Raw genomic sequence first — 25,414 nt, 5'->3', positions numbered from 1 at the left:
AGCGCTTTAAATTCTAGCCGTTAAATTATTACAAGTCGCGCCTAAGAAACTATCTTTGCGACCTATGAGTAATCAGAATTTCAAAAGACATACGGTCACCGCCGCTTTGCCTTACGCCAATGGACCTATTCACATCGGTCATTTAGCGGGTGTTTATGTTCCAGCAGATATTTATACGCGTTATCTACGGTCGAAAGGAGAGGATGTAGCATTTATTTGTGCGTCCGACGAGCACGGTATGGCCATTACCATGAGGGCTCGAAAAGAGGGAACCACGCCACAAGCCATAGTTGACAAATACCATGGTATGATCAAGGATTCCATGAGTAAGCTTGGTATTTCTTTTGATATCTATTCTCGTACGTCTAATGAAAAGCATCACGAGACTGCTCAGATGTTTTTTAAGAAGCTTTATGACGAAGGAAAGTTCGAAGAGCGCGTCAGTAAGCAGTACTTCGACGAGCAAGAAAAACAATTCTTGGCCGATCGCTATATCATGGGTACCTGTCCAAAATGCGGTCACCCTGAGGCATATGGCGATCAATGCGAAAACTGCGGATCTTCTTTAAACCCAACCGATTTGATTAACCCGAAGTCGACGTTGAGTGGAAATCCGCCTGTTACAAAAGAAACCAAACATTGGTATTTACCACTACAGAATTATGAAGGTTGGCTGAAAGAATGGCTCGTAGAAGGGCATAAATCTGATTGGAAACCCAATGTTTGGGGGCAGTGTAAATCATGGATAGATGGTGGGTTACAGCCACGTGCCATGACTAGAGATTTAGATTGGGGTATCAAAGTCCCAGTTGAAGGTGCAGATGGGAAAGTGCTTTATGTCTGGTTCGATGCGCCAATTGGTTATGTTTCGGCGACAAGAGAATGGGCCGAGGAGAAAGGAAAAGATTGGGAACCATACTGGAAAAGCAAAGACACCAAATTAGTCCACTTTATCGGTAAGGATAACATCGTTTTTCACTGCATAATCTTCCCTGCGATTCTAAAATCTATGGGCGATTATGTTTTACCAGATAATGTACCAGCCAATGAGTTTTTGAACCTTGAAGGTGATAAAATTTCGACTTCAAGGAGTTGGGCAGTTTGGCTGCACGAGTATTTAGAAGACCTGCCTGATAAACAAGACGTACTTAGATATGCGCTATGCTCAAATGCGCCTGAAACCAAGGATAATGATTTTACTTGGAAGGATTTTCAAGCCAGAAACAACAATGAGCTTGTTGCGATTTTAGGAAATTTCGTCAATCGGGCGGTTGTATTAACACATAAGTACTTTGACGGTAAAGTACCTGCTAAAGCCGAGCTTTTTGATATTGATCGAGCCGTATTGGATAGTCTTGGCAAAGCGCCTGAAAAAGTAGGCAAAGCTATTTCTAGATATAGATTTAGAGAGGCTTTAGCCGAAATGATGGAGTTGGCCCGAGTTGGAAACAAATATTTGGCAGATACGGAGCCTTGGAAACTGATTAAAACAGATCAAGAACGTGTTGGCACCATACTTAATATTTCTTTACAATTGATCGCGAATTTGGGCATAGTGGCAGAGCCATTTATTCCATTTTCTTCAGATAAAATAAACAGCCTGTTAGGACTTGAAAAGCTGGATTGGCAAAGTGCCGGCAAAGATGATTTGGTCGCTGAAGGCGATCAGCTAGAAAAGCCAACACTATTATTCCAAAAATTAGAAGACAGTACTATTACCGCTCAAATTGAGAAGTTAGAGCAGACAAAGAAAAAGAACGAAATGGAGAATAAGGAAATAGAGGTAACTCCTATGAAAGATGATATAGTCTTTGATGATTTCATGAAGTTAGACCTAAGGGTTGGAACGATACTCGAAGCTAAAAAAGTAGAGAAATCGAATAAGCTATTGCAATTTCTGATTGATACAGGTGTGGACAAGCGAACAATACTCAGTGGAATTGCCAAACAATATGATCCCGCAGAAATGATCGGTAGGCAAGTGACTATCATTGCCAACTTAGCGCCAAGAAAAATGATGGGGGTAGAATCTCAAGGAATGATCCTAATGGCAGAAGATTCAGAAGGTAATTTACGTCTTATCCAGCCTAACGAGAAAGTAAATCCTGGTTCGGTTATTAGCTAGCCGTTACCATCTACAGTGTCCACAGCGCACTATCAAATCAAAAAAGAACAAATAATTGCCAAACAATATTGCCTTCACAGAGTTGTGAAGGCAATATATTTTTTAAGAACATGGCAATTTTTAAATCTAAAGTCAAAGCCGAAAGCTTTGTCGCTGTCGCCGCAATTATCGTAAGCGTTTGTGCATTAGCGGTCTCATTTTACGAAGTAGGTATAATGCGACAACAACAGAAAAATTCTGTTTGGCCTTATGTCGAAATGGGACAACAATATGATAGCGAAGGATTTGCATTCGAAGCAAGTAATAAGGGGGTAGGCCCAGCAATCGTCAAGTCTCTAAAAGTAAGAGCCGGTCAAGAGCAAGTAAACGATCTACAAGAATTGCTAACGAAAATGCTCGGAGAAGATCATGGGATAGGTTGGAACAACTATTCGATTCACAACGTGAACGGAAGTGTTTTAGAGCCAGGATATAATATGCCTATGGTTAGATTTCAGTGGAACGAAAAAACCAGGTTACTTCAAAAGCGCATTGCTAAAATTAGGATCGAAATGATCTATCAATCTATTTATGGCGATTGTTGGCAAGTAGTTTTTGGTGGAGTTCCTAAACCCTGTGATTGTCCTGTGGAAATTGACAAATCAGAGCAATTTTCATTTTAGGTATATTTCAGATACCTATCATAAGTCCATTTATAGCCCCATTGTATTGTATAATAGCAGCTTAACTCTAAAAGTAGCAGCACATAACTTGAACTCATTAGGAATACTCCTGCCAGTACAGGATCTGTTTCAGATATATTTCGCGTAAGGATAGAAATAAAGTTGCCCATTTGGGGCTGAAATAGATATAATGGAATTAATGATGCTGTGAGCATCAAAGACTTTCTCTTCCACTTTCTGAATTTCCAATGAGAAGATATGCCTATTGCGAGTGAGGCCAGAACAACAAGTAAGAATGGGATATAAGATACCATATATATACCGAGATACCCTTTTAGTTGAATGAGAATCAGCATTGACAGGAGAATAATGACATTAATTCCGCCACGTTTGGCCGTGAAAAAGCTTTTAAGCTCCTGCCAGAATTGTTTCTTTAGGATTCTACTGAATTCAGCCGATTTTTGATCTTGAATGGTTGAGAATCCAAAAATTCCAAAAGAAGCATGAACTTCCCGAATGGCCTTCTCAATGGAAATGTTGGGGTTTTGTTCTAGCTTATCTTCCACAGCCGACGCCACATGATCTAAGATTTCCATCTCAACTTCAATATGTGTGAAGCCGCGACTATTGATGAATTTCTTGATTTGAGCGATTTGATCAGTAGTAAGCGACATTAGATTTTACCTTCTTTAAAGTTTTGTGCAAAACGCTTAAACCTGATATTACAAATAGATAGAAAATAGAAAAGACCACTAACGCTATGGAAGTATGCTGTAGGAACCAGGTGTCTAAGTAGCCTAGTACCGAGACTGAGAGAAACGTGGGGGTAAACAGTGCATTTACCCGGCTCATATAATAACTGAGGTATAAAACTCGATACTTTCTTGCATAAATGGGTACTAAAACAAAGTAGAAGAGCAGTAAAACGGGACACCAAACGGTTAGTGTCCAGAACCATTCTTTGATGAACTGAGGCTGTGCAAGTGCGATTGCACAAGCCGAAATTATCATTACCAAGTAGAACAGCTTTATTCCTTTAAAGAAAGTCAGCATTTCATTTCCTGCCTCCTTTAAAGTAGCGATATGCTCGAATTTAAGCTTATGCCGTTGGAATCGAGGGATGTCAATTTCGGTGAATACTTTAGCACAGGCATCGACAAATGAACTATCTTCTTTATCCATTTTCTCTTCAACAGAAGTAGCCATGTGATCCAGTAGTTCTTGTCTTACATCGTCATACCAGATATTCTGATCTTTGATGTACTCTTCTATCTGTTCTAATTGGTAGTGTGCGAGTTTCATAAGGTAGCACTAGTGTTTAATCGAGTACTTTTTGCAATTAGCGTCAAGCAAACCCAAGTGTAAATTGTGAATAGAAAGACGACAGGAAAGAATATAAAATCAAATTGCTCCAAATAAGTCAGAGTATTAAAGCGGCTTCCAACAGCTATTCTATGAATAATGTCTGGCAGCCCCTGAAACAAACCGATACACATAATGGATATGAGGAAAACCATTTGATTTGTAAAGCTTGTCTTGAAAGGGAGTCGGCGTTTACGGCATAGATACTTAAAGCGCAATTGCATGACATAAGCTGTAATTGCTGGTATGATGAAAATGATATCAATTGTCGTTAAGAAGATAAATTCACTAGCAAAAGTACTTAGCAGATAAATGAATGAAGCTACTAGCAGACTTTTTAATAAACCAGATGCCGTGGTAAAAAAGGCAGAAAACTTCTTAAATGCGTTGTTGAAGACCCTAGTTCTGCTTAACCTCTTCTGCTTATCAACCATACTTTCTAAGCCTTCAACTCCACCGAAAGATGGCACTATAACATTCGTTATATGGTCTTCTATACACTCATCGGCTGACGCTCTCTGCTCATAACTAGAGGCTATATGGTCATAAATTTCTTCATAGAACTCCATCTCCTCTACATTTGCCTTGAGAATAAAGTTTCTGATAACTCTAGATTCTCTAACCGTCATGATACAGCAATTTTAAAGTGAAACTTTTCCTTTAGCAGCTGTAATGAGACACATCCATAAAGAATAAAGATGACGGATAATGAGAGTCCTAGTAATGGATTGTTAATGAGTAGTTTGTAGATCAGTCCGGTATCACCGAAAATCATTCCACCGATTAGGAAAAAAGATACCTGTGTTAGCGTGGTTCCAAAAGTGGCGAACCTAATGACTACTTGGTTTCTAAGACTAGAGGTAACCTTGAGCTTCTTTCTTCTCCCATCCAAATAATGAAGTAGCATACCCGCTACGGTCAATAGAGGAGGAGCCATTACGCCAAAAACTAGAGCTGCTTTAGTAATCGTACCAATACCCCAGTATTCTCTACCGACTAAAACAATAGCTACTGTGAGTATAGATATTAGAACACTTGGCCAGCCTATAAAATAGTCTTTGAAAATATCCCAAGCTCGTCCGTAAACTTCTTTGTTAAAAGCTTTGGTTCTTGCTGTTATGATCTTTTTGATGCCCAGTGTACCACCAAGGTTTGGTTGTACTACTTCACGAATGTGCGTTTTTATATCTTGAGTAGTAATGGCTCGTTGTTCAAAAGAGGTGGCTACATGATCATACAACTCTTGATATACTTCAATGTGTTCGGCACCCACGTTTCTCAAGAAACCATTTATCTCGTTGTGTTCGTTTTCCGAAATCATCCAAGTCCAAGTTTAGGATTCAACAATTTTTGAAGACTAACAATAAACTCTTCAAGTTCAGCCACTTTTGAAACCGCAGCTTCATTTCCTTCTTTCGTGAGCATGTAATACTTTCTCACACGACCATCTACTCTTTTTGTTTCTGTGGTCAATAAACCATCAGCTTCTAACTTGTGAAGTGTAGGGTAGAGGGCTCCTTCAGTAATTTTGAATTCTCCAGCAGTAATGAGTTTTACTCTCTGGGTGATTTCATAACCATACATTTTCTCTTGCTCTTCTAAAAGCTTTAAAACTATAGTAGCAAGGCTCCCTTTTAAGAGTTTACTTGAAGACATACGCAAGTATACATAATTTTCTTATGCATAAGAAAATTATGTATTAAAATTCTCCGTGAAAACGATTAGAATTTATCTGTTTTGTCCTTTGCAACTACGTCCTTATTCTGCTTTGAATGAATACGTATGTTTATAACCGTTTCAGGACTTAGCGTGTTTGCCCTTTCGTAAATATCGTGGACCAAAGACATGATCTCTTTGTAATTACCTTCCAATACTGTTTCGAACGGTGTGACGGTGTAAGAAATTCCAGATTTTTGAATGAGCGCAATACATTCGTCAATAATTGGGTAGCCTTGATCTGCGGCTGCTATCGGTACTACTTGGATTCCTAGATTAATTTGATGCATGGCTAATCGTTATACTGTGTCATAGTTCTGCTAATGCCTATGGAACAGAAGCCCAGAATCATATCTATGGCTTTGTCCATACTAAAGGGAAGCTCTTCAAACTCGGTTTTCGTGAAATTACTCAATACATAGTCCACTTGTCTGCCCTTTGGGAAATCATCGCCTACACCGAACTTTAATCGCGCATAATTCTGACCTCCTGTGAGTTCCTCGATGTTTTTAAGACCATTATGTCCTGCACTTGATCCTTTTGGGCGCATTCGAAGCTTGCCGAAAGGTATAGCTATGTCATCGACAACCACTAAAACGTTTTCTTTTGGGATTTTCAGTTCCTGCATCCAATACTTCATGGCCTTACCACTAAGATTCATATAGGTAGTGGGTTTGATCAGATGAATAGCTCGGCCTTTGAACTTAAAATCGGCATGTGCTGCTAACCGATCGATTTCAAATTTGCAGTCCTTTTGGTCGGCTAGTCGATCGAGTGTCAGAAAACCAATATTATGACGCGTGAGTTCATATTCAGGTCCAATATTGCCCAAACCGACGATTAAATACTTCATGCTCGAAAATAAAAAAATCCCACTCATTGCTGAGCAGGATTTTCAATATAAATACGTTTTTATTGCTATTCTGCAGGTGCGTCTCCAGCTTCAGCTGCCGCTGCTTCTGCCTCTTCAGCTTCAAGCTCTTCTTCACTCTTACCTCTAAGGGCACGTGGAATAGCTACTGTTACTACCGTTACGATCGGACTTGTCAGGATTTCAAAGTTATCTGTTTCAATAGAACCAACTTTGATTGACTTACCCATTTTCAATTCTGAAATGTCTATTTCTAGTTTTTCAGGCATGTACTTAGGTAATGCCAAAACTTTAAGTTTTGGATTTTTTAGGATTAAAGTACCACCGTTAGCAACACCTGGAGCATTTCCAGTTGTTTTTACTGGGATATCCATTTTTACCTTCTTACCAGCAGTTAATTCTAGTAAGTCAACGTGTAAAAGCATTTCACTTACAGGATGCCATTGCGACTCCTGAACGATTGCTCTGTACTCTTTTCCTTCAATATTGATTTTGATAAAACATGCATCTGGTGTGTATAATGCTGGTCTGAACTGGATAGCTTGCGCATAAAACTGCACTAACTCGTCTCCACCATAAAGTACACCTGGTACGTTTCCTTCGGCTCTTAATCTGTTTGATTCAGCCTTTCCGAGATTTGCTCTTTTAAACCCTATAATCTCTACTTCTCTCATAATATATATGTTAAATAAATAATTGACTTATTGATCCGTCAGTCGTCACATTGTTAATGGCTTTTGCAAAAAGTTCGGCCACGGTCAATACTCTGATTTTGCTCGATTCTTGGGTAAGTGGGATAGTATCCGTCACCACAAGCTCTTCTAAAACGGAATTGTTAATATTATCATAGGCATTGCCTGAAAGTACGGGGTGAGTACACACCGCTCTTACAGATTTAGCACCATTTTCCATAATGATTTTTGCCGCCTTGCACAGTGTTCCACCCGTATCGACCAAGTCGTCGACGAGGACTACATTTCTGCCTTCAACATTACCAATAATGGTCATTTCGGCTATTTCGTTTGCCTTTTTTCGTTGTTTGTCTATCACAACCATTTCAGAACTGAAATGCTGTGCAAAAGACCTTGTTCTTTTAACACCACCCACATCTGGCGATGCAAACAGTAAATCTTCTAAGTTCAGGCTTCTTAAATAAGGGACAAAAATTGCAGATCCATTCAAGTGATCCACTGGTATGTCGAAGAAACCTTGTATTTGACCTGCATGAAGATCGCACGTCATAATTCTATCAGCACCAGCAGCAGTAAGGATGTTCGCAACCATTTTTGCGCCGATGGCTATTCTTGGTTTGTCCTTTCTATCCTGCCTTGCATAACCAAAATATGGTATAACGGCAATGGCTTTGTAAGCACTGGCTCTTTTGGCGGCGTCAATCATCAGACAAAGCTCCAGCAAGTTATCGCTAGGTGCCATGGTTGATTGAATTAAAAATACATTAGCCCCACGAATTGATTCGTTGAAATAGGGCGCCATTTCGCCGTCACTAAATTTTTGCAATTCTATAGCACCTAAACCTTGACCAAAGAATTCGCCAATTCTCTTGCCTAGTTCTGGAGAGCCGTTTCCTGCAAATAGTTTGTTTATTTGAGCCTTGTTCTTCACGGTGCTAAAATTTGAGCTGCAAATGTAGTGATTTTAAATAAATAACCCGTCATGGATTAATACTTTCCACAACGGGCTGTTGCACTATTTGAGTCGATTGTTTAGCTACTCTACTTTTCGTAATCTCTTATTTTCCGTGAAACTGCTTTTCGCAATTTTTTTAAACTGTCTTTTGGTAGGCTTTAGCCCTTTACCCGTATGGCCAGTAGTGTTTTCAAGGGCCATTAACTGCTTTACATCCAAGACTTTTTGAATTTTTGAGATGACTAAATTTCCGCTTTCTAGGTTCACTTTTCTCAAAGCGAAATCTCCATTCTTATTAAGAATATTGAAGTAATGGTCGTCCTTGTAAGCTTTCACTACATCTTGATGCTTTATGCAAAACAGGGTGTCCATAATTTCCACTTTGCCAAAGATTGAATCGTTTCTTATGTCGAAGGATTGTACTTGGGTTTCGCCAATTTGTATTGAAAGCTGCTCCTTTGTTTGAGCGACTATTTTTACATAACCAAGGTCCTCATCCTCTTGAATTTCGTCTAGAAACTCTACTAATGGGTAATCTAACTCGGCCGTAAATTTTTCGGCAATAGTAAGTTCATCAACATACAGAAAGGAGCTGTCAGATTCATCAAAGTAACTCCCATGATAAGCCTGTGGAATAGCCTTGAGCGCCTCTAAATGACTTGGTTGTGCCTCATCGAATGTAACATTTTCATTACACCCACATAAAAGAATAATGAGTGTTAATAAGGATAGCTTTTTCATATAGTGTGTTCGTTGAGGTATAAGAATTAACCGAAATCAACACTAAGATGTAATCCCAAGGCAATTGGTTGCTTACGCTTTCCAAAGGATTCGATAAAGATTTACAGAAAGTGGTAGTCCGAACCGTGTAGCAAGTTCAAACTCCCGAGATAACGCTCTAATGCTATTCTTTGGTGTGCGGCAGGGAAGACTGTTATTAGTAGCGTGAAATTCGACTGATTTTCGATAGCGGTATAATGAAAGACTTGTTGATTCAACACTTGGTGGTTTTTCTCAGGTATATTCAAATCCATCCAGATGAAAGGTGTACGTGATTCGTCTAAAATTCGCTTGGTCAGTTTTCCTTTCTTAACGGTTCCCCAAACAATTATTTTCTTGTCACCTTTTTGATACTTTACGAAATGTTCAATTTTCAGCCTAAAAAAGGATTCCTGTTGATAGCGTGCGGAGTTTCTAGATGTTCTTGCTGGGTGTTCTCTCCAATGTAATGTTGTTTTTGGAATGGATTTAACCGTAAATCCCTGTTGATACCATCTTAAGACTAAATCAAAGTCTTCTGGATAATTCAGATTTGTAAATCCTCCAATTGCCTCTAAATCGGCCTTTCGGACCATCCAGTTGGGCGAAGCGATTACACATTCCCTGTAAATCCACGACCAATGGTCGGCCTGAATTACTCTTTCGTTTAACCAATCCTCATATTGAATGTAACCATCAGAAATAGGGGAGTCACTGAAGTACTTTACTTTACCTGTGACAACCGTTTTAGTTTCCGAACCCAATATTAGATTGACCATGAGTTCAAGCCGATCTTTGGGCATAATATCATCGCCATCAATGCGGGATATGAATGAACCCTGCGCTAACCCTAACCCTTTTTGCAAAGCTGGAATAATGCCATTACCATCGTTTTCGACCAGTTTTACCCGTTTTTCTTGTTGTGCGAGTTCTCGAACTATTTGTGCAGTGTCATCAGTTGATTGATCGTTGATGATAATCAGTTCCCAGTTCTGGTAAGTTTGTGATGAGGCAGACTCGATAGTCTCTTTAACATATCGCCCGAGGTTCTTGATCGGCATGATCAAGCTGACTAGCCATTTTTCCACAGTCATTATCTGCTATCTGCTTTTCAATACACCTATGTAATAGTTCTGGTCTATGGATAGGGCTGTCGCAGTAGTCGCAACCCTAGTCCAGTTGGCTTTCGGGTTAATTCTTACCGTTTCACCATTCATTTTCACATCGACCGGCATATCAAAAGATCTGATGGTATTCATCCAGCGAAAATTGAGCGTACCATCCTTAAAAAAGTATTCCAGCGTAGGAAGTCTTCTATCTCTTAAGTATTGGTCGAAAAAGCCATCGAGTTTAAGGTTCAAGTACTGCGCCATGTACTTTTCAAGCTGGTCGGATGTTACGGTTTTATGGTAAAACTCTTCCCCAATCGATCGTAGTACGCCACGCCATTTGTCGTCGTCGTTCACAATCGTTCTCAGGGTATTGAGCATGTTGCCACCTTTATAGTAAACATCGCCTGGATAACCACTATAGTTCACTCCATAAGGGCCGATCATTGGTTTTTGATTGCCTATGGAAGTTCTGGTACCGCGCACATATTCTTGACCCGCCGCTTTTCCGAAATGGTAATCAAGGAATAGGCTTTCCGAATAATTGGTGAAGCTTTCGTGAATCCACATATCAGCATGATCTTTATGCGTCACATTGTTTGCAAACCACTCATGACCTGATTCGTGCACTATTATAAAGTCGAATTTCAAACCCCATCCTGTGGCGCTTAAATCTCTTCCTAAATAGCCGTTTTGAAAGCCGTTGCCATAGGTAACCGAACTTTGGTGTTCCATCCCTAAATATGGGGCTTGCACCAGTTGATAGCCATCCTCGTAAAAAGGATAGGGCCCAAACCAGTGCTCAAATGCTTCTAACATGCGCGGTACTTCTTTGTACGTCTCTCGCGCCTTTTCCTCATCAGGTTTTAATGCCCAGTAGGTGATATCTAGATCGCCTTTTTCTCCTTTATAGACTTCTTTCCAATGTACATAATCACCAATATTTAGGTTGACGCCGTAATTGTTGATCGGGTTAGTGACTTCCCAGTGATAAGTCTTCGTTTTCTTCTTTTTGTTATGATCCGTACCGATCAAGCGACCATTAGAAACGTCAGCTAAATGTTCTGGTACTTCAACACTAATCCGCATTCCTTCTACTTCGTCATACATGTGGTCTTTGTTTGGCCACCATACACTTGCACCGAGACCTTGGCAAGAGGTAGCAATAAAATCTATTCCATTGCTATCCTTTTTCCAGCTAAAACCACCATCCCAAGGGGCACGGACGGCTTCCTTTGGTTTTCCTTCATAATGCACCGTAATGGCACCTGTTTCACCCACTTTTTGTGCTTGTTTTAGATAAACAAAGTGCGCATTTCCTTCAGAAGTGAAATCTAGCGCTGTGCCATTTTGAGTCACCTTTGTGATTTTAAGCGGCGGCTGTAAATCTACTTGAAGCGTCTTTTTAGGTTCTAAAACCTTGTATGTGATGGTATTACTGCCTGTAATGCGTTTTTCTTCCGGGATTACTTCGATTTTTAGATGGTAATGTGTGAGGTCCCACCACGCACGTTCTGGGGTGATACTTCCTCTTAAAGAATCTTGTCTGGTAAATTCTTGGGCGAATGCCGAAAAGCTAGAGAGAAGGAGGAAGGCGGTCAGAATCTTTTTCATGTAAATGGTTTTAATCGATACACAATCTACTTCAATTTCTTCCATTTAGGTAGTAGATAATTAAATATTGCAGGCCTATCACTAGTCGGCTGGCGTTCAAAAGATAGAGCTCCTTCGCTGGCGCTCAGGATGACGAATTGGATATAAAAAAAGCCTCACATTTCTGTGAAGCTTTAATTTTAGTTGGTCTACTAGGGCTCGAACCTAGACTCTTCTGGACCAAAACCAGACGTGTTGCCAGTTACACCATAGACCATCCTGTAATTGGGAGTACAAAAGTAGTATTTGGCTCTTTATTTGAAAACCTTTTCTGAGAAATTTTTAGAAACTTTTCTTAATCCTCAACCTTCCAAAAAGCGATACCTCCGGCTTGCTTTCCTAGATAGGCAGTGTCTACCACTTTAAGTGTCTTAAGGTCAATGATATCTACCATACCTGGGTCGGCATTTTTACCTTCCACAGATACAAATGCATATCGGCTATCAGAAGAAATAGCTACGCCATGGGTGACTTTCTGGCTATTGTCAAGCCTAGCGACTTCTTTACCAGTTTCTAAATCCCAAATTCCAGTCTTGGCAGCAGTTTTGTATGAAACGACCATCATTTTACCGTCAGGCGTTAAATCTATATTGTAAGGCCCTTTGTCGGTGATAAACTTACGGGTGGCTTTCCAAGTATCTGTATCAATTTCCAGAATTTCTGCACTACCATTTCCAGCCACATAAACTAAGTTCTTTTGCGGATGAGGACTTACCCAGGTAGGCTTAAAAGCAGAGTGCTTCATATCGCCCATATCCATTTTGCTGTGGTCCATTTTACTATGATCCATTTTTGAATGGTCCATATTGTCCATTTTCTCATCCTTTTTCATGTCCATTTTAGAATGATCCATCTTACTGTGATCCATCTTGCTATGGTCCATTTTAGAATGATCAACCAAGCTTTTTGAGGCTTCATCTAGGTCTAGCTTTCTAGCTACGTTCAGATTGAATGCATCAATTTCGAATAGTTCACCGGACATCATGGCTACAGAGTAATGCTTCATGCCATCAGCGGAAATTCGACTACCATGTGGCATTGCACCTGTTGTAATCTGATCTAGTTCCGTCATGCTTTCCACATCCACTACAGAAACTGTACTCGGTACCATATCGCCGTGAAGGTTAAAGTTCACGCAATACAATAACCCTGTAACGGGTGAAATTTGCATAGAAGCAGGGAAGAGGCCAAGTTCCACCGAACCCACCAATTCGTCAGTACCAGTTTTGTACTTGTATAGTTTGCCATAAGGGTTGCCATGGGCTAAGCTCAAGTACCAATATTCACCTTTTGGATCTACAGTGATACCATGAGGACCTTCAATTTCTTGGGGCCAAACACCTACTGGGATATTCTTAATGGTTTCAGCCTTTTTACCATCGAATTTCACGATTGATACTTCGTCTTCTGACTCCGCAGTTACATAGACATAATAGTCTTGCGCATGCATAGCGGTGGCCATGAGGGCGATTAAGGCAGTTAGAGCAATCTTTTTCATATGCTTATTTATTGTGTAATGAGTTACTGAACTGGATATAGATCTATTCCTCTTCATTACCCATCCATTTATTATTTACTTTCTAATTTAATGTTTTCATCTTTTGGCGGCTCAACTTTCGATACCCACAACCCGCTGTGCATATCCGAATAAAAGAGGTGTCCTTTATGCAGTTGCGCTCCCCATGTTTGCGGCATATTTGGAATAAATCCATCTGGATCGCCAGGCATGAAAAAAGTAATTTGACGGCCTTGTGCTAAGAGATCGCCCATTAATTCTCCACTAATGTCTATTACTCTTACGCCGCCATTGTAGAAGGTGGCATAAAGTGTTTCAGATTCCTCATCTACCCAGAAATTGTGGGAACCTGCAAAGGGCACTTCAAAACGAGCAACTTCTTGAGGATTATCTAAATCTGTAAAATCTATCATGTGGAGGTAACCACCTGCCAGATAAGAGCCATTTTCACCATAAGGGAATACCTCGTCACCTCCAATTACATAAAACTTACCGGTCGATTTACTCTTAAAAGGAAATGCTGCATGGTTGTCTCCGCTAGGGTAGGTGTAACTCGCGAATTGGACTGGGTTTTTCGGAGAGCCACCCGCAATGCCATTACCCACATCTACTAGTTGAATACCATCTGACCAGTTAGATGAGTATGCAATACCATCTTTTACCCAAACATCATGAATAGAGTGTCCAGGGGTATCTAATTCAAATTTACTAACCGCTTTTGGGTTTTTAGGGTCCTTAATGTCTATGACATAATACTTCTGTCCTGCACTGAGGGCATAGACATAGCCTTTGTCAATAAAAACATTGTGAACTCCTCCTGTAAGATTCTGATTGTAAGTGGCATGAATCTTAACGTCCCGAGGATTAGACGTATCAAGGATTACGAGACCATTTTTTCGGTTCGAAGCTCCCTCTCGACTAATGACTGTAACGTTTCCATCTTCAGAAACCTTTACATCGTTTACCGTCCGAGCATCTACTTGAACACTATCAATTCGAATGATATTGGAAGGGTCCGTCACGTCCCAGAAGTAAGCGGTGCCATCAGCACTCCAAGTCCCAGTTACGGCATAGTCTCTTCCATCTTGGCCTTCCCAAACCCATAAGTCTGAGGTAAACTTTTCACTTACAGTTCCTTGTCCGACTGTTTTTATCTTTCGTTGGACATTTCTTGGTGTAATTCGTAAGGTTTTTTGAGCCGAGGCTACACCCGCAGAAACTGTCACCGTGTACACACCGGCTTTGTCAGCCACAAAACTACCGTCTTGTCTTATTAGACCAGATGCCGTCGTGGAAACATCATCCGCAATGCCATCAAAAGAATAGCGCATTGGAAAATCGTTTATGGCTTGGCCATCTTTATCAATTGCTTTAGCACTGAAGTGAAAAACGTCTCCAGTTCTTCCAGCGCCGTTATCTACTTCCAGTTCAATGTATTGGACTGGGTTTTCAACGATATTGAGACTAACTGTATTTTCAATATTATCAACTTTGGCCGTAATATTAACTTTACCCGTTTGCCTACTATGTATATAGCCAAAGGCATCTACGGTGGCTATTTTTTCATCACTCGAGCTTAAATCTACCTGAACATCTGTTCTTGTTAGTCCTGCATCATCAATGACGGCATAGTTGAATTGAACTGGTGTGCCGCGATAAATTTGCTCGGGAATGTCCGAAAGTTTAATCTCAGATATTTTCGGATATTCTACCGTAATATCAAATGAGTGGCGTACACCTGCAGCAAAAGCTAGCAGGTTTACTTTGCCAGGTAAGAAGGCACGTGCGACGCCTGAAGAGTCGACAAATACCTTCTTTTTATCTCTCGAAAAGATGCGGATTCGGTCATCGGTTTTTTTGCCGTCATCTGTCACATAGACATCAAGTTTAAGCTCTTCTCCAACAGACAGCGTTAAATCGGAATTAGAAACCACGATTTTCTTCTGTGCTTTCGCTAAGGAAGGGCTCAACATGATGATAGCTGCGCAAGCGACAATTAAGTAGCTGACTTTTGCCATTTTCTTTTCGATGTTTTTCATTTTACAGCTTTAAAGCGTCTGTTGTAATTACTTGCTTTGAATCTGAGTCTCTTTTGGCTTTTCTGGTTCCAACTTAGCAGACCACAAGCCACTGTTAAAGTCAGCGTAGAAGATATGGCCTTTGTAAAGCTGAGCACCCCATGTAAATGGTGAGTTAGCAGAATAGCCGTTCGGATCGTTTGGTACAATCCAAGCAATCTCTCTTCCTTGTGCTCTTAAGTCACCCATTAATTCTCCGCTAAGGTCTACTACACGAACGCCTTCGTTGTAGAATGCTACATAAAGAATATCATCTTCGATCCAGTAGTTGTGAGAACCCGCATTTGGTACTTCAAAACGTGCGATTTCTTCAGGATTGTCTAAATCTGTGAAATCTACTACGTGTAAATAACCTGCTGCTCTGTTTACTCCACCTGGTTGTGTATTTAGTCCGTAAGGGAATATTTCATCACCACCGATCACGTAGAATTTACCAGTTGACTTACTGCGATAAGGGAAGGATGCGTGATTCGCATTATTTGGGTAAGCGTAGCTCGCAAATTGTGTAGGGTTCTTCACCGAACCGCCAGCAATTCCATTTCCAACGTCTACAAGCTGTATTCCGTCAGACCAGTTAGAAGAATAGGCAATTCCATCTTCTACCCATACATCGTGAATCGAGTGACCTGGTGTATCTAGTTCGAATTTAGATACTGCATAAGGGTTTTTTGGATCGTCAATATTGATGATGTAGTATTTCTGTCCACCGCTTAGCGCGTAAATGTGGTTATCGGCTATGAATACGTTGTGAACACCACCAGTCATGTTTTCATCAAATCTAGAAATGATCTCCGCCTCTCTAGGGTTCTTCACGTCGATGATCACAAGACCATTTTTTCGGTCAGAAGCTCCTTCACGGCTGATCACACAGATCGTACCGTCTTCAGAGATTTTAACATCGTTCACCGTACGGGCATCTACTTGTACCGAGTCTATTTTAGTAATGTTTGCAGGATCAGTCACATCCCAGAAGTATGCCATACCATCGGCACCCCAAGTACCTGTAACGGCATAATCTCTTCCATCAACACCTTCCCAAACCCATAGGTCAGAAGTGTGTTTGTTGTTTACAGACCCATGGCCTACTACTTCGATTTTCCTTGCAACGTCTCTTGCAGAGATTTTCACGCTTTTTGAAGCAGATGCTACGCCGCACGAAACGGTAACGGTGTACATACCAGGCTGATCAGCAACGAATCGGCCATCTTGTTTGATCAAACCAGAGGCGTTTCTACTCACATTGTCAGAAATACCATTGAATGAGTAATACAAAGGAGCATCAGCTATTTCTTTTCCTTTTGCATCGAGCGCTTTGGCTTTAAAGTGGAATACGTCACCAGTTCTCGCTTGATCACCATCAGCCGAAAGTTCAATTCTTTCGATTGGATTTTTTACCACGTTGATTCTAATCGTGTTGACTACATTTTCTGATTTTACTTCAATTGAAGTTTTACCAGGCTTATAAGTAGTCACCATGCCGAAGGAATTGACGGTAGCGATCGCCTCGTTTTGCGAAGAAAAAGCTATATCTGGATTGTCTCTCACTAGTCCTGCCTCATCCATTACGGTGTAGGTCAGGTTAATTGGTGTACCCGCATAGATTTTATTCGGAATATCGTCCAATTTGATTTCGGCAATCGGAGGGAAGTTTACGGTCACTTTAAAAGTCTTTCTTTCAGCACCGGGAGCAATGGCAATGACGTCGAAAGTGCCAGGCAATATGGCTTTAACAGTGTTGGTACTATTAACGCTTAGACTTTTTCTGGCTCTAGAAAACATCCTTACAGGAGTATCTAGTTTTTTGCCATCTTTCATCACATAAGCGTTGATTTTTGTCTCAGCACCAACATCTAGTACAATGTTGGCTGGGTCTATTACAATTTCCTGAGCGAAAATTGTAACTGGTAATGCCATTAGCATTGCCAGCAGATAACTGCGGATTGATTTCATGATAGTTGTTTTAAGGTATTTTCTGGAATGTACTCAATCTTCAATACCGATACAACAAGCAATTCTATGTACGGTATTTGAAAAACCACTGCTTTTTTATCGGTCTATTTGCCGAGTGAGTTCTTTTTCAAGGACTTCCAATGACTTGCCTTTAGTTTCAGGCATTACTTTCCATGTGAATAGTAATTGTAGGCACATCATAAAGGCGAAAAAGGCAAAAACCGGCCAAGGATTCTCACCGAATATGCCGTCCTCTTTATCAATAAAGACTGGGGTTAGGAGGGTAATTAAAGCGGCAAATACCCAATGGACTCCACAACCAAATGACTGCCCAAATGCTCGTACTTGATTGGGGAAAATCTCAGAAATAAATACCCAAATAACTGCTCCTTGGCCTATGGCATGTGAAGCAATAAATAGTAGGATAAAACTCAGTAAAAGGAGTGGATCAGCGGCATTATAAAAGCAATAGGCAGTTCCTGCTAAGCCCACGATATAACCTACAGAACCAATATACATAAGCTGTTTTCTACCAAGCCGATCTATGAGAAACATTCCGAGCATGGTAAAAATCAAGTTAATTCCTCCTATGGAAATAGAACTGAGGAGGGCGTCGGTAATTCCAGCTGTGTCAAGTAGCTCTGGTGCATAATAGAGAATGAAGTTGATGCCTGATAGTTGGTTGAAAAAGGCGAGAAGAAAAGCAAGCATTATAGGTCTGCTGTACTTTTTAGAAAATAATCGATCTCTAGTAGTCTTTGGAGATATATCTTGGGTAATACGATCCAATTCCGTCGAAGCGTTTTCTGAATTGATCAATTTTAATACGGCTAAAGCCTCTACAGGTGCTTTTTTCTTTAAAACAAGCCACCGAGGGCTTTCTGAAACGCCTAACACCATAATTGAATAAACAATGGCTGGTAGGGCTTCAATTCCGAGCATATAGCGCCAGTCGTTGGCGCCGCCAACTCCATCAAGTAAATAGTTAGAAATAAAGGCAATCAGTATCCCGAATACGATCATAAATTGATAGAGCGCAACGAGTTGGCCCCTGTTTTTCGGGCCTGAAATCTCTGAAATATAAGTCGGTGCTGCTACCGAAGATGCTCCAACTCCGAGGCCTCCTATGAAACGAAAAAAAGAGAAAGTATATGGGTCTGTAGCCAATCCAGATCCAAGTGCAGAGACTAAATAGAGTATACCGATCCAAAATAGCGTTTTCTTTCGTCCAAATTTATCGCAAGGAATACCACCTAGTAAAGCGCCAAAAACGGTTCCCCATAGGGCCATAGACATGATAAAAGTGCCATGAAAAAAAGGGGAGGTATTCCAGAGTTCTTTGATGGGTTGGTTAGCTCCAGATATAACGACCGTGTCGAATCCAAAGAGAAAACCGGCTAAAGCGACTGTAATCGACCAAAACCGAAGTTTGTTAGTTTGCATAGGGTTGAATGACAGAAAGTAAGATAATACTTTCTGGATAAACTAGGTACTGTGATTCGTCATGACCATCAGTGGCAATTCACGCCCCTCAGGAACGCCGGGAATCATTTGCTTCACCTGAAATCCAAATTTTTCATAGAACCCAACCGCATTAGGGTCTGATAACACTTGAAATTCATGATTTAGATAGGGTTCTTTTTTCAGCACTTCTTCCATCAATTTCTTCCCTAAACCTTTTCCTATTTGGCTTTGATTAACCCAGCAATGTTCAATTTGGAAATGATTACCCTCCTCAATGACGATGCAGAAGCCTAGTGGGGTGGAAGTTCCGTCCTCTGAAATTGTGTAAGTATTATGGGAGTTCAGATAGTCTTGATCAAAAGTTAAATCTGGCTTCCATAATTCGAGCCATTCGGCTGGATAGCCCCAATGTGCCTTCGCTTTTTGCGCTATGCCAGAAAGCAAAAAGGCATCCTTTGACGATGCCTTTGTTAGTTTAGTGACTTTCAACTAGAATCTCATTTTTTTCAAATGTTTGATGCTTGTTCTCAAGCTATCAACACTATTCGAAGCAAAGTTTCTATCCTGCTCTATGTAGAAGTATCGCATACCTGACTCAGCACGATACCTGAAAAGTTGTGGCCAGTCTATAATGCCGTTACCAACTTCTGTCATGCTTTTCGCATCGTCTAGTGCTAGGTCTTTTACATGCCACATTGGAATTCTTCCAGCGTTTTCACGAATCAGGTTGATAGGATCAAGCCCTGAATACCTTACCCAGTACATGTCCAGTTCTAATTTTACGTAATAAGGATCTGTCTCCAGAATGATATCGTAAGGAATTTGGCCTTGTAGTTTTTCAAACTCAAACTCATGATTGTGATAGGCAAACCCTAATCCTGACTTCTGGCACATTTCGCCGCACTTCTGTAACAGTTCAGCCAGCTCTTTGTATTGATCTATCGTTTTTCTTTCGTCAGCTGTCAAGTAGGGGCAAACGAGGTACTCAGCTCCTAATTCGGCAGCATCATCTATCGCCCGTTGGAAATCTACCCGCATGGTGCCAGATACGTTTTGGCCTTTGGCTGCTCCCGTTGGGACGTGGATACTTTTTACTTTGATTTTAGATTTTTCAATAATCTTTTTAGCCTCTGCGATCGGTTTACCAAGGAGTTTTCCTTCCTGAAAGTCGAATAACTCCATATAGCTAAACCCAGCTTTTCTAAGTGTTTTTAGTGTACCGGCCATATCGTCATAAATAACGTCACGAACGGTATATGCCTGGAATCCAAATACTTTCACTATGTCGTCTTCTAATGCTTTGGAAACCAAACTAGGTGCTGTCATTAATCCGGCTGTTGCCAAGCTGGTTTTTCCAATAAAGTCTCTGCGTTTCATTTGAGATAAAATTTAAATGGAAGCTACTAAATTTATCTTAATCTAACCATCGATTAAGTGTCGGTGCTTCTTTGTTCAATAAGTATGCCCAATTAAAGGTAAACAATGCTTAAACGATACCTGGGTGGTTTAGTATCAGTTTATCATTACATCTTCTCGTACATTTCTCGAAGTTTCTTACGCGTAATAGTGTCACGCCAATTACTTCCGAGAGCATTTTCCCAAAGTGGTTCCAAGAATAGCGCCACATCGATCATTTCTTCAAATTGTTGATCGGAAAGCCCAGCACAAATCCCCTTAGGAATATGTATTTGATGCTTATCGACCATGGCTTTGAATTTTTCTACGCCTTCTGGATAAAACTCTTCTAGCTGATCAAATACGATACAATTACCTATGCCGTGTTTGGTTCCCAGTAAAAAACTAAGACCATATGACACCGCATGAGCAACGCCCACTTGTGAGTAGGCAATGGACATACCACCGTGGTACGATGCCATCATCAGTTTATCGTCAGAGTCCTCATCCCATACATCTTTTTCCAAGAAAACCTCTTCACATAACTCCAGGGCTTTGTCGCCATATGATTTTGAAAATGCGTTTAAATAAGTTCCAGTTAATGATTCAACACAGTGGATATAGCAGTCCATGCCAGTGTAGAATCTTTGATTTTTTGGTGCATTCTTAATCAGTGCTGGGTCTAGTACGATCTGATCGAATGGCGTATAATCAGAGTTCATCCCTAGTTTTCTCTCAGGTCCGGTCAGTACGGTAGTTCTAGAAACTTCTGCTCCAGTACCTGATAGGGTAGGAATCCCTACGTGATAGGCACCTGGTACTTTTACTAAGTCCCAACCTTGGTAGTCGGCTGAAGAACCTGGGTTGGTCATCATCAGTGCCACGGCTTTTGCCAAATCTAGCATACTTCCACCACCAAGTCCTATGATACCAGATACTTCCCCGAATTCCTCGATGAGTTCTTTAGCGATACGATCGACTTGCTTGGTTTTAGGTTCGTCTTCAGCACTCGCGAAGATGACTTTGTCTTTTTTCTCAAGTGGTATGCGGCTGATTAGACTTTCTCTTTCTTTAAAGATATCATCCACCAAGAAGATAAACGGATAGTCGCCTTTTCTTTGTGAAGCTAAAATACTGGCGGTTTGGTCAAATGAACCTCGGCCGTAAACGACCATTTTAACCATTGGGAAGTTCTTAAATGTTGTCATTAGTCTTCTTCAATAAATGCTTTCGCGTTTTCTAAATCTTCAGGCGTATCGATTTCAATACCCATGTATTCTGTTTCTACCATCTTGATTTTTTTACCAATCTCAAGATATCGTAAACATTCAATTTTTTCAGTGTCCTCAAGAACCGTCATTGGCGTATGGTAGAAATCCAAAAGCGCTTGTTTTCTAAAGGCGTACACACCGATATGTTCAAAGTATTTTGTATCCGCTTCCTTATTGCGAGGGTAGGGAATAGGGGATCGAGAAAAGAACAACGCATAATCGTTGTTGTCAACCACCACTTTTACATAATTCGGGTCTTCTATTAGGTTTACCTTCGTAAGTACTTGCATGAGCGATGCTAAATCGATCTGATCAGCATCCTTTCCTTCAAAAACAGCTAATAGTTGCTCTAATGGAGCTTTTTTGGTAAAAGGTTCATCGCCCTGTACGTTCACGATGATATCTGCTTCTATTTGTTCGGCAGCTTCTGCAATACGATCGCTACCACATTCATGCTCTTTTTGACTTTTTATAGCTTTCCCACCATTGGATGTAATCTCTTTATAAATGACATCAGAATCTGTGACCACGTAAGTTTCCGCGAATAGTCCTGTTTTAATCACAGATTCATAGGTGCGGAGTATTACTGTTTTGCTACCAAGCTTGGCCATAAGTTTGCCAGGAAACCTTGTAGCGTCATATCGTGCAGGAATTAGTGCTACAACTTTCATGAAAGAACAGATTTAATGGTAGCTGCCATTTTCTCGGCTCTTTCTTGGGCTTGTTCGTCCGTCCAAGTAAGGTTTATTAACGATGAAATGGTTCTCCCCATAATGGCATCAGACTGCTGGAAGTTTTCAAAGTCCATCTTACCGATCGCTTCCACTAAGCCTGGGTTAAGCGGGAAGAGTGAAGTAGCATTCTTCAAGTGCTCCCATTTTTTTATGTAATGCCAATTATTGTCGTACCAGTAGAAATTTCCACCAAGCCCATTGTCTAACAGTGCCTTATGCGCAGATCGGGTCAATTCTTCTGTCGGCAAGAAGAAAGACAAGAATGAAGCGTTATCACCTGCAGGATCTGCTATACGCCTAAAAGTAACTCCTTCGACTTGGCTTAATGCAGCCTTGATCACCGCGTTGTTTTTTCTTTGTGTTGCCAAGATATGATCTAGTTTACGAATTTGTCCTAGGCCAACTGCGGCGTGTAATTCGGATATTCTGTAGTTGTATCCCAAGAATGGGTGAGTTTCAGCACCGCGATCGCTGCCCACATGATCATGTCCATGATCGGTATAGTGATCAGCATTTTTAAAATATTCTTCGTTATTTGTCAAAAAGACACCGCCTTCACCACAGGTAATGGTTTTTACAAAGTCAAAGGAGAAGGTTCCGCCATCTCCGATGGTTCCTAGCTTTTGTCCATTAAAAGTTCCGCCAATTGCTTGACAAGCATCTTCTAGAAGCAATATATTATGTGCCTTGCATAACGCTTGAAGCTCGTCCATTTGTGCCATAGCACCACACATGTGAACTGGCATTACCATTTTAGTTTTCGGAGTAATGGCTCGTTCAACGGCTTTCGGATCTAAACAAAGGGTATCATCTATATCGACCAGTACAGGGGTAGCACCTGCCGCAATGATGGCCTCAAAACTTGCTACAAAAGTAAAGGTTGGCATGATCACTTCATCACCTGCACCAACACCCATTACGGCCATGGCCGTGCTCAATGCGGTAGTTCCGCTTGAAGTCAGTTGTGCATGGCCAACCTGAAATGTTTCGGTAATTGCTTTTTCAAGTTCTTTGGCTTTCCAATGACCATTTCGCATATGATCGAAGCCATATCGCATTAAAATACCAGACTCTAAAACGTCGTTTACTTCTTTTCTTTCTTCGTTACCAAATATTTCAAATCCAGGCATAAGGAGGGAGTGTTTTGCTGGCAAAAATAGCTAGAAAAGCTGATGAGTCATAAGCCCAAACAGGTTTAAGAATCCCAGTATGGGAGAGATATTCCAATAATGGTATAAAAAGTAATGTTCGGCACAGATTTAAATTTTGTAAATCACTGTATATCAATAAGATGTGGTTTTCGCTAAAGTTGGCAGAAGACTTGTAAAGTATATGTCAGGTTAAGCAAAAAACAAAGTGAAGTTGGAAAGTGAAGTTGATGGTTATTAATCTATTGGTTGAGGTGAAACCCGAGAAATACGTTCTCGGGTTTCTTTTTTTATGAGCAATAATTATAAGACATAAAAAAAGGGTTTCGAATATTCGAAACCCTTTTTTGTTGCTGTCGAGAAATGTTAATCTGTAGCAATTATACCTCTTAGTGCCAATACATTCATCAATGGAATCGTAGAACCGAAGGTGTCATTCATTAACTGAATCATTGCATTAGCCACGATACCGTGTCCTCTTGGATTTGGATGAATTCCATCTGTGGAGAATACACCGTTAGGGCTAAAGTCAGGCGCTAAACTAACACCGTCAACAATGATTCCTAATGTTCCATCAGCAGCTGCAATTGCTTCCGCAGAAAGTCCTAATTGTGTTGCTGTTGCCGTATTTAGACCAGCAATATCAGCCAATTGAACATTGATGTCATACTCAGCTAGCACTGTGCTACCTTCCGCAGCATTTATCGCCTGAATAACGTTAGAAATAATCGTGTTGTAAGTAACTCTTGCTGTAATCACATCAACTTGTTCAGCCTGTGTTAGGATAAAGTTGTCTGCAATTGGAAGCGAGATTCCTGAAAGAACTGTTCCAGTACCCGTTACATCTCTACCGATTTCTGTGGCTGCTGTCAGCAGTGGTAAATCTGTTGCTACAGCTGGCCTAGATTGTCTAAATGGTTCTAATCCAGCTCTTGCTGCTGCAGGAAGGCCTAGAAGATCGAATTTAGGACCTAAATCTTCAAGTGATTCATCAAAGATAAGAATTGGGTTAGCACCGGCTTGGTACGCTACCATTCTTTGATCCATGTCTGCTTGAGTAATTAAAGTAGCTTGAACCATTCCTGCTAGTGCTTGATTAAAGCCAGCAAAGCCAGCATTCAGCGCTTGAGCAGTTGCCGCATCCAAAGGAACAGCGTTGTAAGGAACAGCTCTGAAAAATGGTGCTGTCAGCATCATTGGAACATTCATTACCACACCTTTAGCTCCTGATGCTACTAAGGCACTCAAAGAAGTCTGTAGACTTGTTTGGAAAGAAACGGCATCTGTAATGTCAGCTATGTTTGCCCCACCAGAAGTTGCATAGCCAAGAACATCATTAGAACCTAATTCATAAGTGAAAAAGGTTGGGTCAGTAGCCAAGGCATCACCAAGAACCGTTGATGTCCCAGGAGAAGAAGCAAACCTTCCATAAAGTTGATTGCTTCCCGCAAGTGAAGGCAGAGAAATATCCGTCACCTTCATGCCTGGAACAGCAAAGTTGTTTAATGCTGAATTGTCCCCGTCAAATGCACCAAATAATTCACCTTCAGTAGGAACTGGTCTAAGCTGGCTTAAACTAAGTTCAAACCTTCCGAAGAATCCTCCGGCTGGATTTGCGCCAGAAAGTCCATTGACAGAATTAATGCTTGGTACGTTGAAGGCTTGCCCACCAACACCAGTTACTTGGAATTGTGTACCTAGGAAAGTAGCAAAACTTTGATTCTGAGCATCTGTATAAAGTGCTCCATCTTGAAAACCAGCAGCAATAGAATTACCGATCGAAACATAATTGCTTAAATCAAGTGATCCAGGTGTACCAGTAACCTCACCAGGAAGTGGGTTCTCGATTTCCTGCTGTAAAATGAGATCTACGTCTTCATCACATGATTGAATGACGAAGGCAAAAGCTAACAGTGCTAATAAATATATCTTAAGATTTTTCATTTCTATGCTG

The 25,414-nt window shown here is 40.8% G+C and carries 24 protein-coding genes and 1 tRNA gene; 2 read left to right on the top strand and 23 right to left on the bottom strand.

What is annotated here, in order from left to right; all coding sequences use genetic code 11:
* Nucleotides 1-64: 64 nt before the first annotated feature.
* Nucleotides 65-2,125 (top strand): methionine--tRNA ligase, encoded by a 2,061-nt coding sequence (metG, locus tag BFP71_RS16475; protein ID WP_069836520.1) that lies wholly within the window; start codon nucleotides 65-67, stop codon nucleotides 2,123-2,125.
* A 110-nt stretch (nucleotides 2,126-2,235) separates the two neighbouring features.
* Nucleotides 2,236-2,787 (top strand): hypothetical protein, encoded by a 552-nt coding sequence (locus BFP71_RS16470; protein ID WP_069836519.1) that lies wholly within the window; start codon nucleotides 2,236-2,238, stop codon nucleotides 2,785-2,787.
* On the opposite strand, the gene BFP71_RS16465 is transcribed toward BFP71_RS16470, so the two are convergent.
* From BFP71_RS16465 to BFP71_RS16355, 23 genes are all read right to left on the bottom strand, one after another.
* The gene (locus tag BFP71_RS16465) at nucleotides 2,784-3,461 is read right to left on the bottom strand and encodes a hypothetical protein (protein WP_069836518.1); all 678 of its coding nucleotides are present in this window, start codon (nucleotides 3,459-3,461) and stop codon (nucleotides 2,784-2,786) included. The two genes, BFP71_RS16470 and BFP71_RS16465, sit on opposite strands and share 4 nt — an antisense overlap.
* Entirely contained in the window at nucleotides 3,445-4,089 is a 645-nt protein-coding gene (locus BFP71_RS16460) for a hypothetical protein (RefSeq protein WP_069836517.1), read from the bottom strand. Before BFP71_RS16460 ends, BFP71_RS16465 begins: the two co-directional genes overlap by 17 nt.
* Nucleotides 4,086-4,778 (bottom strand): hypothetical protein, encoded by a 693-nt coding sequence (locus tag BFP71_RS16455; RefSeq protein ID WP_069836516.1) that lies wholly within the window; start codon nucleotides 4,776-4,778, stop codon nucleotides 4,086-4,088. Before BFP71_RS16455 ends, BFP71_RS16460 begins: the two co-directional genes overlap by 4 nt.
* Nucleotides 4,775-5,470 carry a hypothetical protein gene (locus tag BFP71_RS16450; protein ID WP_069836515.1) on the bottom strand — a complete coding sequence of 232 codons (696 nt, stop codon included), beginning with the start codon at nucleotides 5,468-5,470 and terminating at the stop codon, nucleotides 4,775-4,777. Before BFP71_RS16450 ends, BFP71_RS16455 begins: the two co-directional genes overlap by 4 nt.
* Complete coding sequence (locus BFP71_RS16445; protein ID WP_069836514.1) at nucleotides 5,467-5,805, bottom strand: PadR family transcriptional regulator; 339 nt, start codon at nucleotides 5,803-5,805, stop codon at nucleotides 5,467-5,469. The genes BFP71_RS16450 and BFP71_RS16445 overlap by 4 nt, the downstream gene beginning before the upstream one ends.
* A gap of 65 nt (nucleotides 5,806-5,870) precedes the next feature.
* The gene (locus BFP71_RS16440; protein ID WP_069836513.1) at nucleotides 5,871-6,155 is read right to left on the bottom strand and encodes a thiamine-binding protein; all 285 of its coding nucleotides are present in this window, start codon (nucleotides 6,153-6,155) and stop codon (nucleotides 5,871-5,873) included.
* A 2-nt stretch (nucleotides 6,156-6,157) separates the two neighbouring features.
* Nucleotides 6,158-6,718 (bottom strand): aminoacyl-tRNA hydrolase, encoded by a 561-nt coding sequence (gene pth, locus BFP71_RS16435; RefSeq protein ID WP_069837133.1) that lies wholly within the window; start codon nucleotides 6,716-6,718, stop codon nucleotides 6,158-6,160.
* Nucleotides 6,719-6,783: 65 nt separating this feature from the next.
* Entirely contained in the window at nucleotides 6,784-7,410 is a 627-nt protein-coding gene (locus BFP71_RS16430) for a 50S ribosomal protein L25/general stress protein Ctc (protein ID WP_069836512.1), read from the bottom strand.
* Nucleotides 7,411-7,420: 10 nt separating this feature from the next.
* Nucleotides 7,421-8,359, bottom strand: coding sequence for a ribose-phosphate pyrophosphokinase (locus BFP71_RS16425; RefSeq protein WP_069836511.1), 939 nt, complete (start codon nucleotides 8,357-8,359; stop codon nucleotides 7,421-7,423).
* 105 nt (nucleotides 8,360-8,464) lie between these two features.
* Nucleotides 8,465-9,124, bottom strand: a complete 660-nt coding sequence (locus BFP71_RS16420; protein ID WP_069836510.1) for a hypothetical protein — start codon at nucleotides 9,122-9,124, stop codon at nucleotides 8,465-8,467.
* 101 nt (nucleotides 9,125-9,225) lie between these two features.
* The gene (locus BFP71_RS16415; RefSeq protein ID WP_069836509.1) at nucleotides 9,226-10,236 is read right to left on the bottom strand and encodes a glycosyltransferase family 2 protein; all 1,011 of its coding nucleotides are present in this window, start codon (nucleotides 10,234-10,236) and stop codon (nucleotides 9,226-9,228) included.
* Nucleotides 10,237-10,242: 6 nt separating this feature from the next.
* Complete coding sequence (locus BFP71_RS16410) at nucleotides 10,243-11,865, bottom strand: M1 family metallopeptidase (protein WP_069837132.1); 1,623 nt, start codon at nucleotides 11,863-11,865, stop codon at nucleotides 10,243-10,245.
* A 183-nt stretch (nucleotides 11,866-12,048) separates the two neighbouring features.
* Nucleotides 12,049-12,121: transfer RNA gene (locus BFP71_RS16405), tRNA-Gln, on the bottom strand.
* 78 nt (nucleotides 12,122-12,199) lie between these two features.
* On the bottom strand, nucleotides 12,200-13,402 hold the full coding sequence (locus BFP71_RS16400) for a YncE family protein (protein WP_069836508.1): 1,203 nt from the start codon (nucleotides 13,400-13,402) through the stop codon (nucleotides 12,200-12,202).
* A 71-nt stretch (nucleotides 13,403-13,473) separates the two neighbouring features.
* Nucleotides 13,474-15,459 (bottom strand): LVIVD repeat-containing protein, encoded by a 1,986-nt coding sequence (locus tag BFP71_RS16395; protein WP_088125086.1) that lies wholly within the window; start codon nucleotides 15,457-15,459, stop codon nucleotides 13,474-13,476.
* Nucleotides 15,460-15,486: 27 nt separating this feature from the next.
* Entirely contained in the window at nucleotides 15,487-17,448 is a 1,962-nt protein-coding gene (locus BFP71_RS16390; protein ID WP_069836507.1) for an LVIVD repeat-containing protein, read from the bottom strand.
* A gap of 96 nt (nucleotides 17,449-17,544) precedes the next feature.
* Nucleotides 17,545-18,891: a sugar porter family MFS transporter gene (locus tag BFP71_RS16385; RefSeq protein ID WP_069836506.1), complete on the bottom strand. Its 1,347-nt coding sequence runs from the start codon at nucleotides 18,889-18,891 to the stop codon at nucleotides 17,545-17,547.
* Between the two features lie 42 nt (nucleotides 18,892-18,933).
* Complete coding sequence (locus BFP71_RS16380) at nucleotides 18,934-19,401, bottom strand: GNAT family N-acetyltransferase (RefSeq protein ID WP_069836505.1); 468 nt, start codon at nucleotides 19,399-19,401, stop codon at nucleotides 18,934-18,936.
* Complete coding sequence (locus BFP71_RS16375) at nucleotides 19,402-20,289, bottom strand: sugar phosphate isomerase/epimerase family protein (RefSeq protein ID WP_069836504.1); 888 nt, start codon at nucleotides 20,287-20,289, stop codon at nucleotides 19,402-19,404.
* A 146-nt stretch (nucleotides 20,290-20,435) separates the two neighbouring features.
* Entirely contained in the window at nucleotides 20,436-21,515 is a 1,080-nt protein-coding gene (locus BFP71_RS16370; RefSeq protein WP_245701861.1) for an iron-containing alcohol dehydrogenase family protein, read from the bottom strand.
* Nucleotides 21,515-22,249: a 3-deoxy-manno-octulosonate cytidylyltransferase gene (kdsB, locus tag BFP71_RS16365; RefSeq protein ID WP_069836503.1), complete on the bottom strand. Its 735-nt coding sequence runs from the start codon at nucleotides 22,247-22,249 to the stop codon at nucleotides 21,515-21,517. Before kdsB ends, BFP71_RS16370 begins: the two co-directional genes overlap by 1 nt.
* Nucleotides 22,246-23,442 (bottom strand): DegT/DnrJ/EryC1/StrS family aminotransferase, encoded by a 1,197-nt coding sequence (locus BFP71_RS16360; RefSeq protein ID WP_069836502.1) that lies wholly within the window; start codon nucleotides 23,440-23,442, stop codon nucleotides 22,246-22,248. The genes kdsB and BFP71_RS16360 overlap by 4 nt, the downstream gene beginning before the upstream one ends.
* Before the next feature lie 384 nt (nucleotides 23,443-23,826).
* Nucleotides 23,827-25,404 carry an SGNH/GDSL hydrolase family protein gene (locus BFP71_RS16355; protein WP_069836501.1) on the bottom strand — a complete coding sequence of 526 codons (1,578 nt, stop codon included), beginning with the start codon at nucleotides 25,402-25,404 and terminating at the stop codon, nucleotides 23,827-23,829.
* Between the last annotated feature and the right edge of the window lie 10 nt (nucleotides 25,405-25,414).

The organism is Roseivirga misakiensis (assembly GCF_001747105.1).
In the GTDB taxonomy this organism is placed as follows: domain Bacteria; phylum Bacteroidota; class Bacteroidia; order Cytophagales; family Cyclobacteriaceae; genus Roseivirga; species Roseivirga misakiensis.
This window is presented reverse-complemented; position numbering and strand designations above follow the sequence as displayed.

Coding starts and splice junctions, on each gene's coding strand:
- metG (WP_069836520.1), top strand. CDS start 65: ATGAGTAATCAGAATTTCAAAAGACATACGGTCACCGCCGCTTTGCCT.
- BFP71_RS16470 (WP_069836519.1), top strand. CDS start 2,236: ATGGCAATTTTTAAATCTAAAGTCAAAGCCGAAAGCTTTGTCGCTGTC.
- BFP71_RS16465 (WP_069836518.1), bottom strand. CDS start 3,461: ATGTCGCTTACTACTGATCAAATCGCTCAAATCAAGAAATTCATCAAT.
- BFP71_RS16460 (WP_069836517.1), bottom strand. CDS start 4,089: ATGAAACTCGCACACTACCAATTAGAACAGATAGAAGAGTACATCAAA.
- BFP71_RS16455 (WP_069836516.1), bottom strand. CDS start 4,778: ATGACGGTTAGAGAATCTAGAGTTATCAGAAACTTTATTCTCAAGGCA.
- BFP71_RS16450 (WP_069836515.1), bottom strand. CDS start 5,470: ATGATTTCGGAAAACGAACACAACGAGATAAATGGTTTCTTGAGAAAC.
- BFP71_RS16445 (WP_069836514.1), bottom strand. CDS start 5,805: ATGTCTTCAAGTAAACTCTTAAAAGGGAGCCTTGCTACTATAGTTTTA.
- BFP71_RS16440 (WP_069836513.1), bottom strand. CDS start 6,155: ATGCATCAAATTAATCTAGGAATCCAAGTAGTACCGATAGCAGCCGCA.
- pth (WP_069837133.1), bottom strand. CDS start 6,718: ATGAAGTATTTAATCGTCGGTTTGGGCAATATTGGACCTGAATATGAA.
- BFP71_RS16430 (WP_069836512.1), bottom strand. CDS start 7,410: ATGAGAGAAGTAGAGATTATAGGGTTTAAAAGAGCAAATCTCGGAAAG.
- BFP71_RS16420 (WP_069836510.1), bottom strand. CDS start 9,124: ATGAAAAAGCTATCCTTATTAACACTCATTATTCTTTTATGTGGGTGT.
- BFP71_RS16415 (WP_069836509.1), bottom strand. CDS start 10,236: ATGACTGTGGAAAAATGGCTAGTCAGCTTGATCATGCCGATCAAGAAC.
- BFP71_RS16410 (WP_069837132.1), bottom strand. CDS start 11,865: ATGAAAAAGATTCTGACCGCCTTCCTCCTTCTCTCTAGCTTTTCGGCA.
- BFP71_RS16400 (WP_069836508.1), bottom strand. CDS start 13,402: ATGAAAAAGATTGCTCTAACTGCCTTAATCGCCCTCATGGCCACCGCT.
- BFP71_RS16395 (WP_088125086.1), bottom strand. CDS start 15,459: ATGAAAAACATCGAAAAGAAAATGGCAAAAGTCAGCTACTTAATTGTC.
- BFP71_RS16390 (WP_069836507.1), bottom strand. CDS start 17,448: ATGAAATCAATCCGCAGTTATCTGCTGGCAATGCTAATGGCATTACCA.
- BFP71_RS16385 (WP_069836506.1), bottom strand. CDS start 18,891: ATGCAAACTAACAAACTTCGGTTTTGGTCGATTACAGTCGCTTTAGCC.
- BFP71_RS16375 (WP_069836504.1), bottom strand. CDS start 20,289: ATGAAACGCAGAGACTTTATTGGAAAAACCAGCTTGGCAACAGCCGGA.
- BFP71_RS16370 (WP_245701861.1), bottom strand. CDS start 21,515: ATGACAACATTTAAGAACTTCCCAATGGTTAAAATGGTCGTTTACGGC.
- kdsB (WP_069836503.1), bottom strand. CDS start 22,249: ATGAAAGTTGTAGCACTAATTCCTGCACGATATGACGCTACAAGGTTT.
- BFP71_RS16360 (WP_069836502.1), bottom strand. CDS start 23,442: ATGCCTGGATTTGAAATATTTGGTAACGAAGAAAGAAAAGAAGTAAAC.
- BFP71_RS16355 (WP_069836501.1), bottom strand. CDS start 25,404: ATGAAAAATCTTAAGATATATTTATTAGCACTGTTAGCTTTTGCCTTC.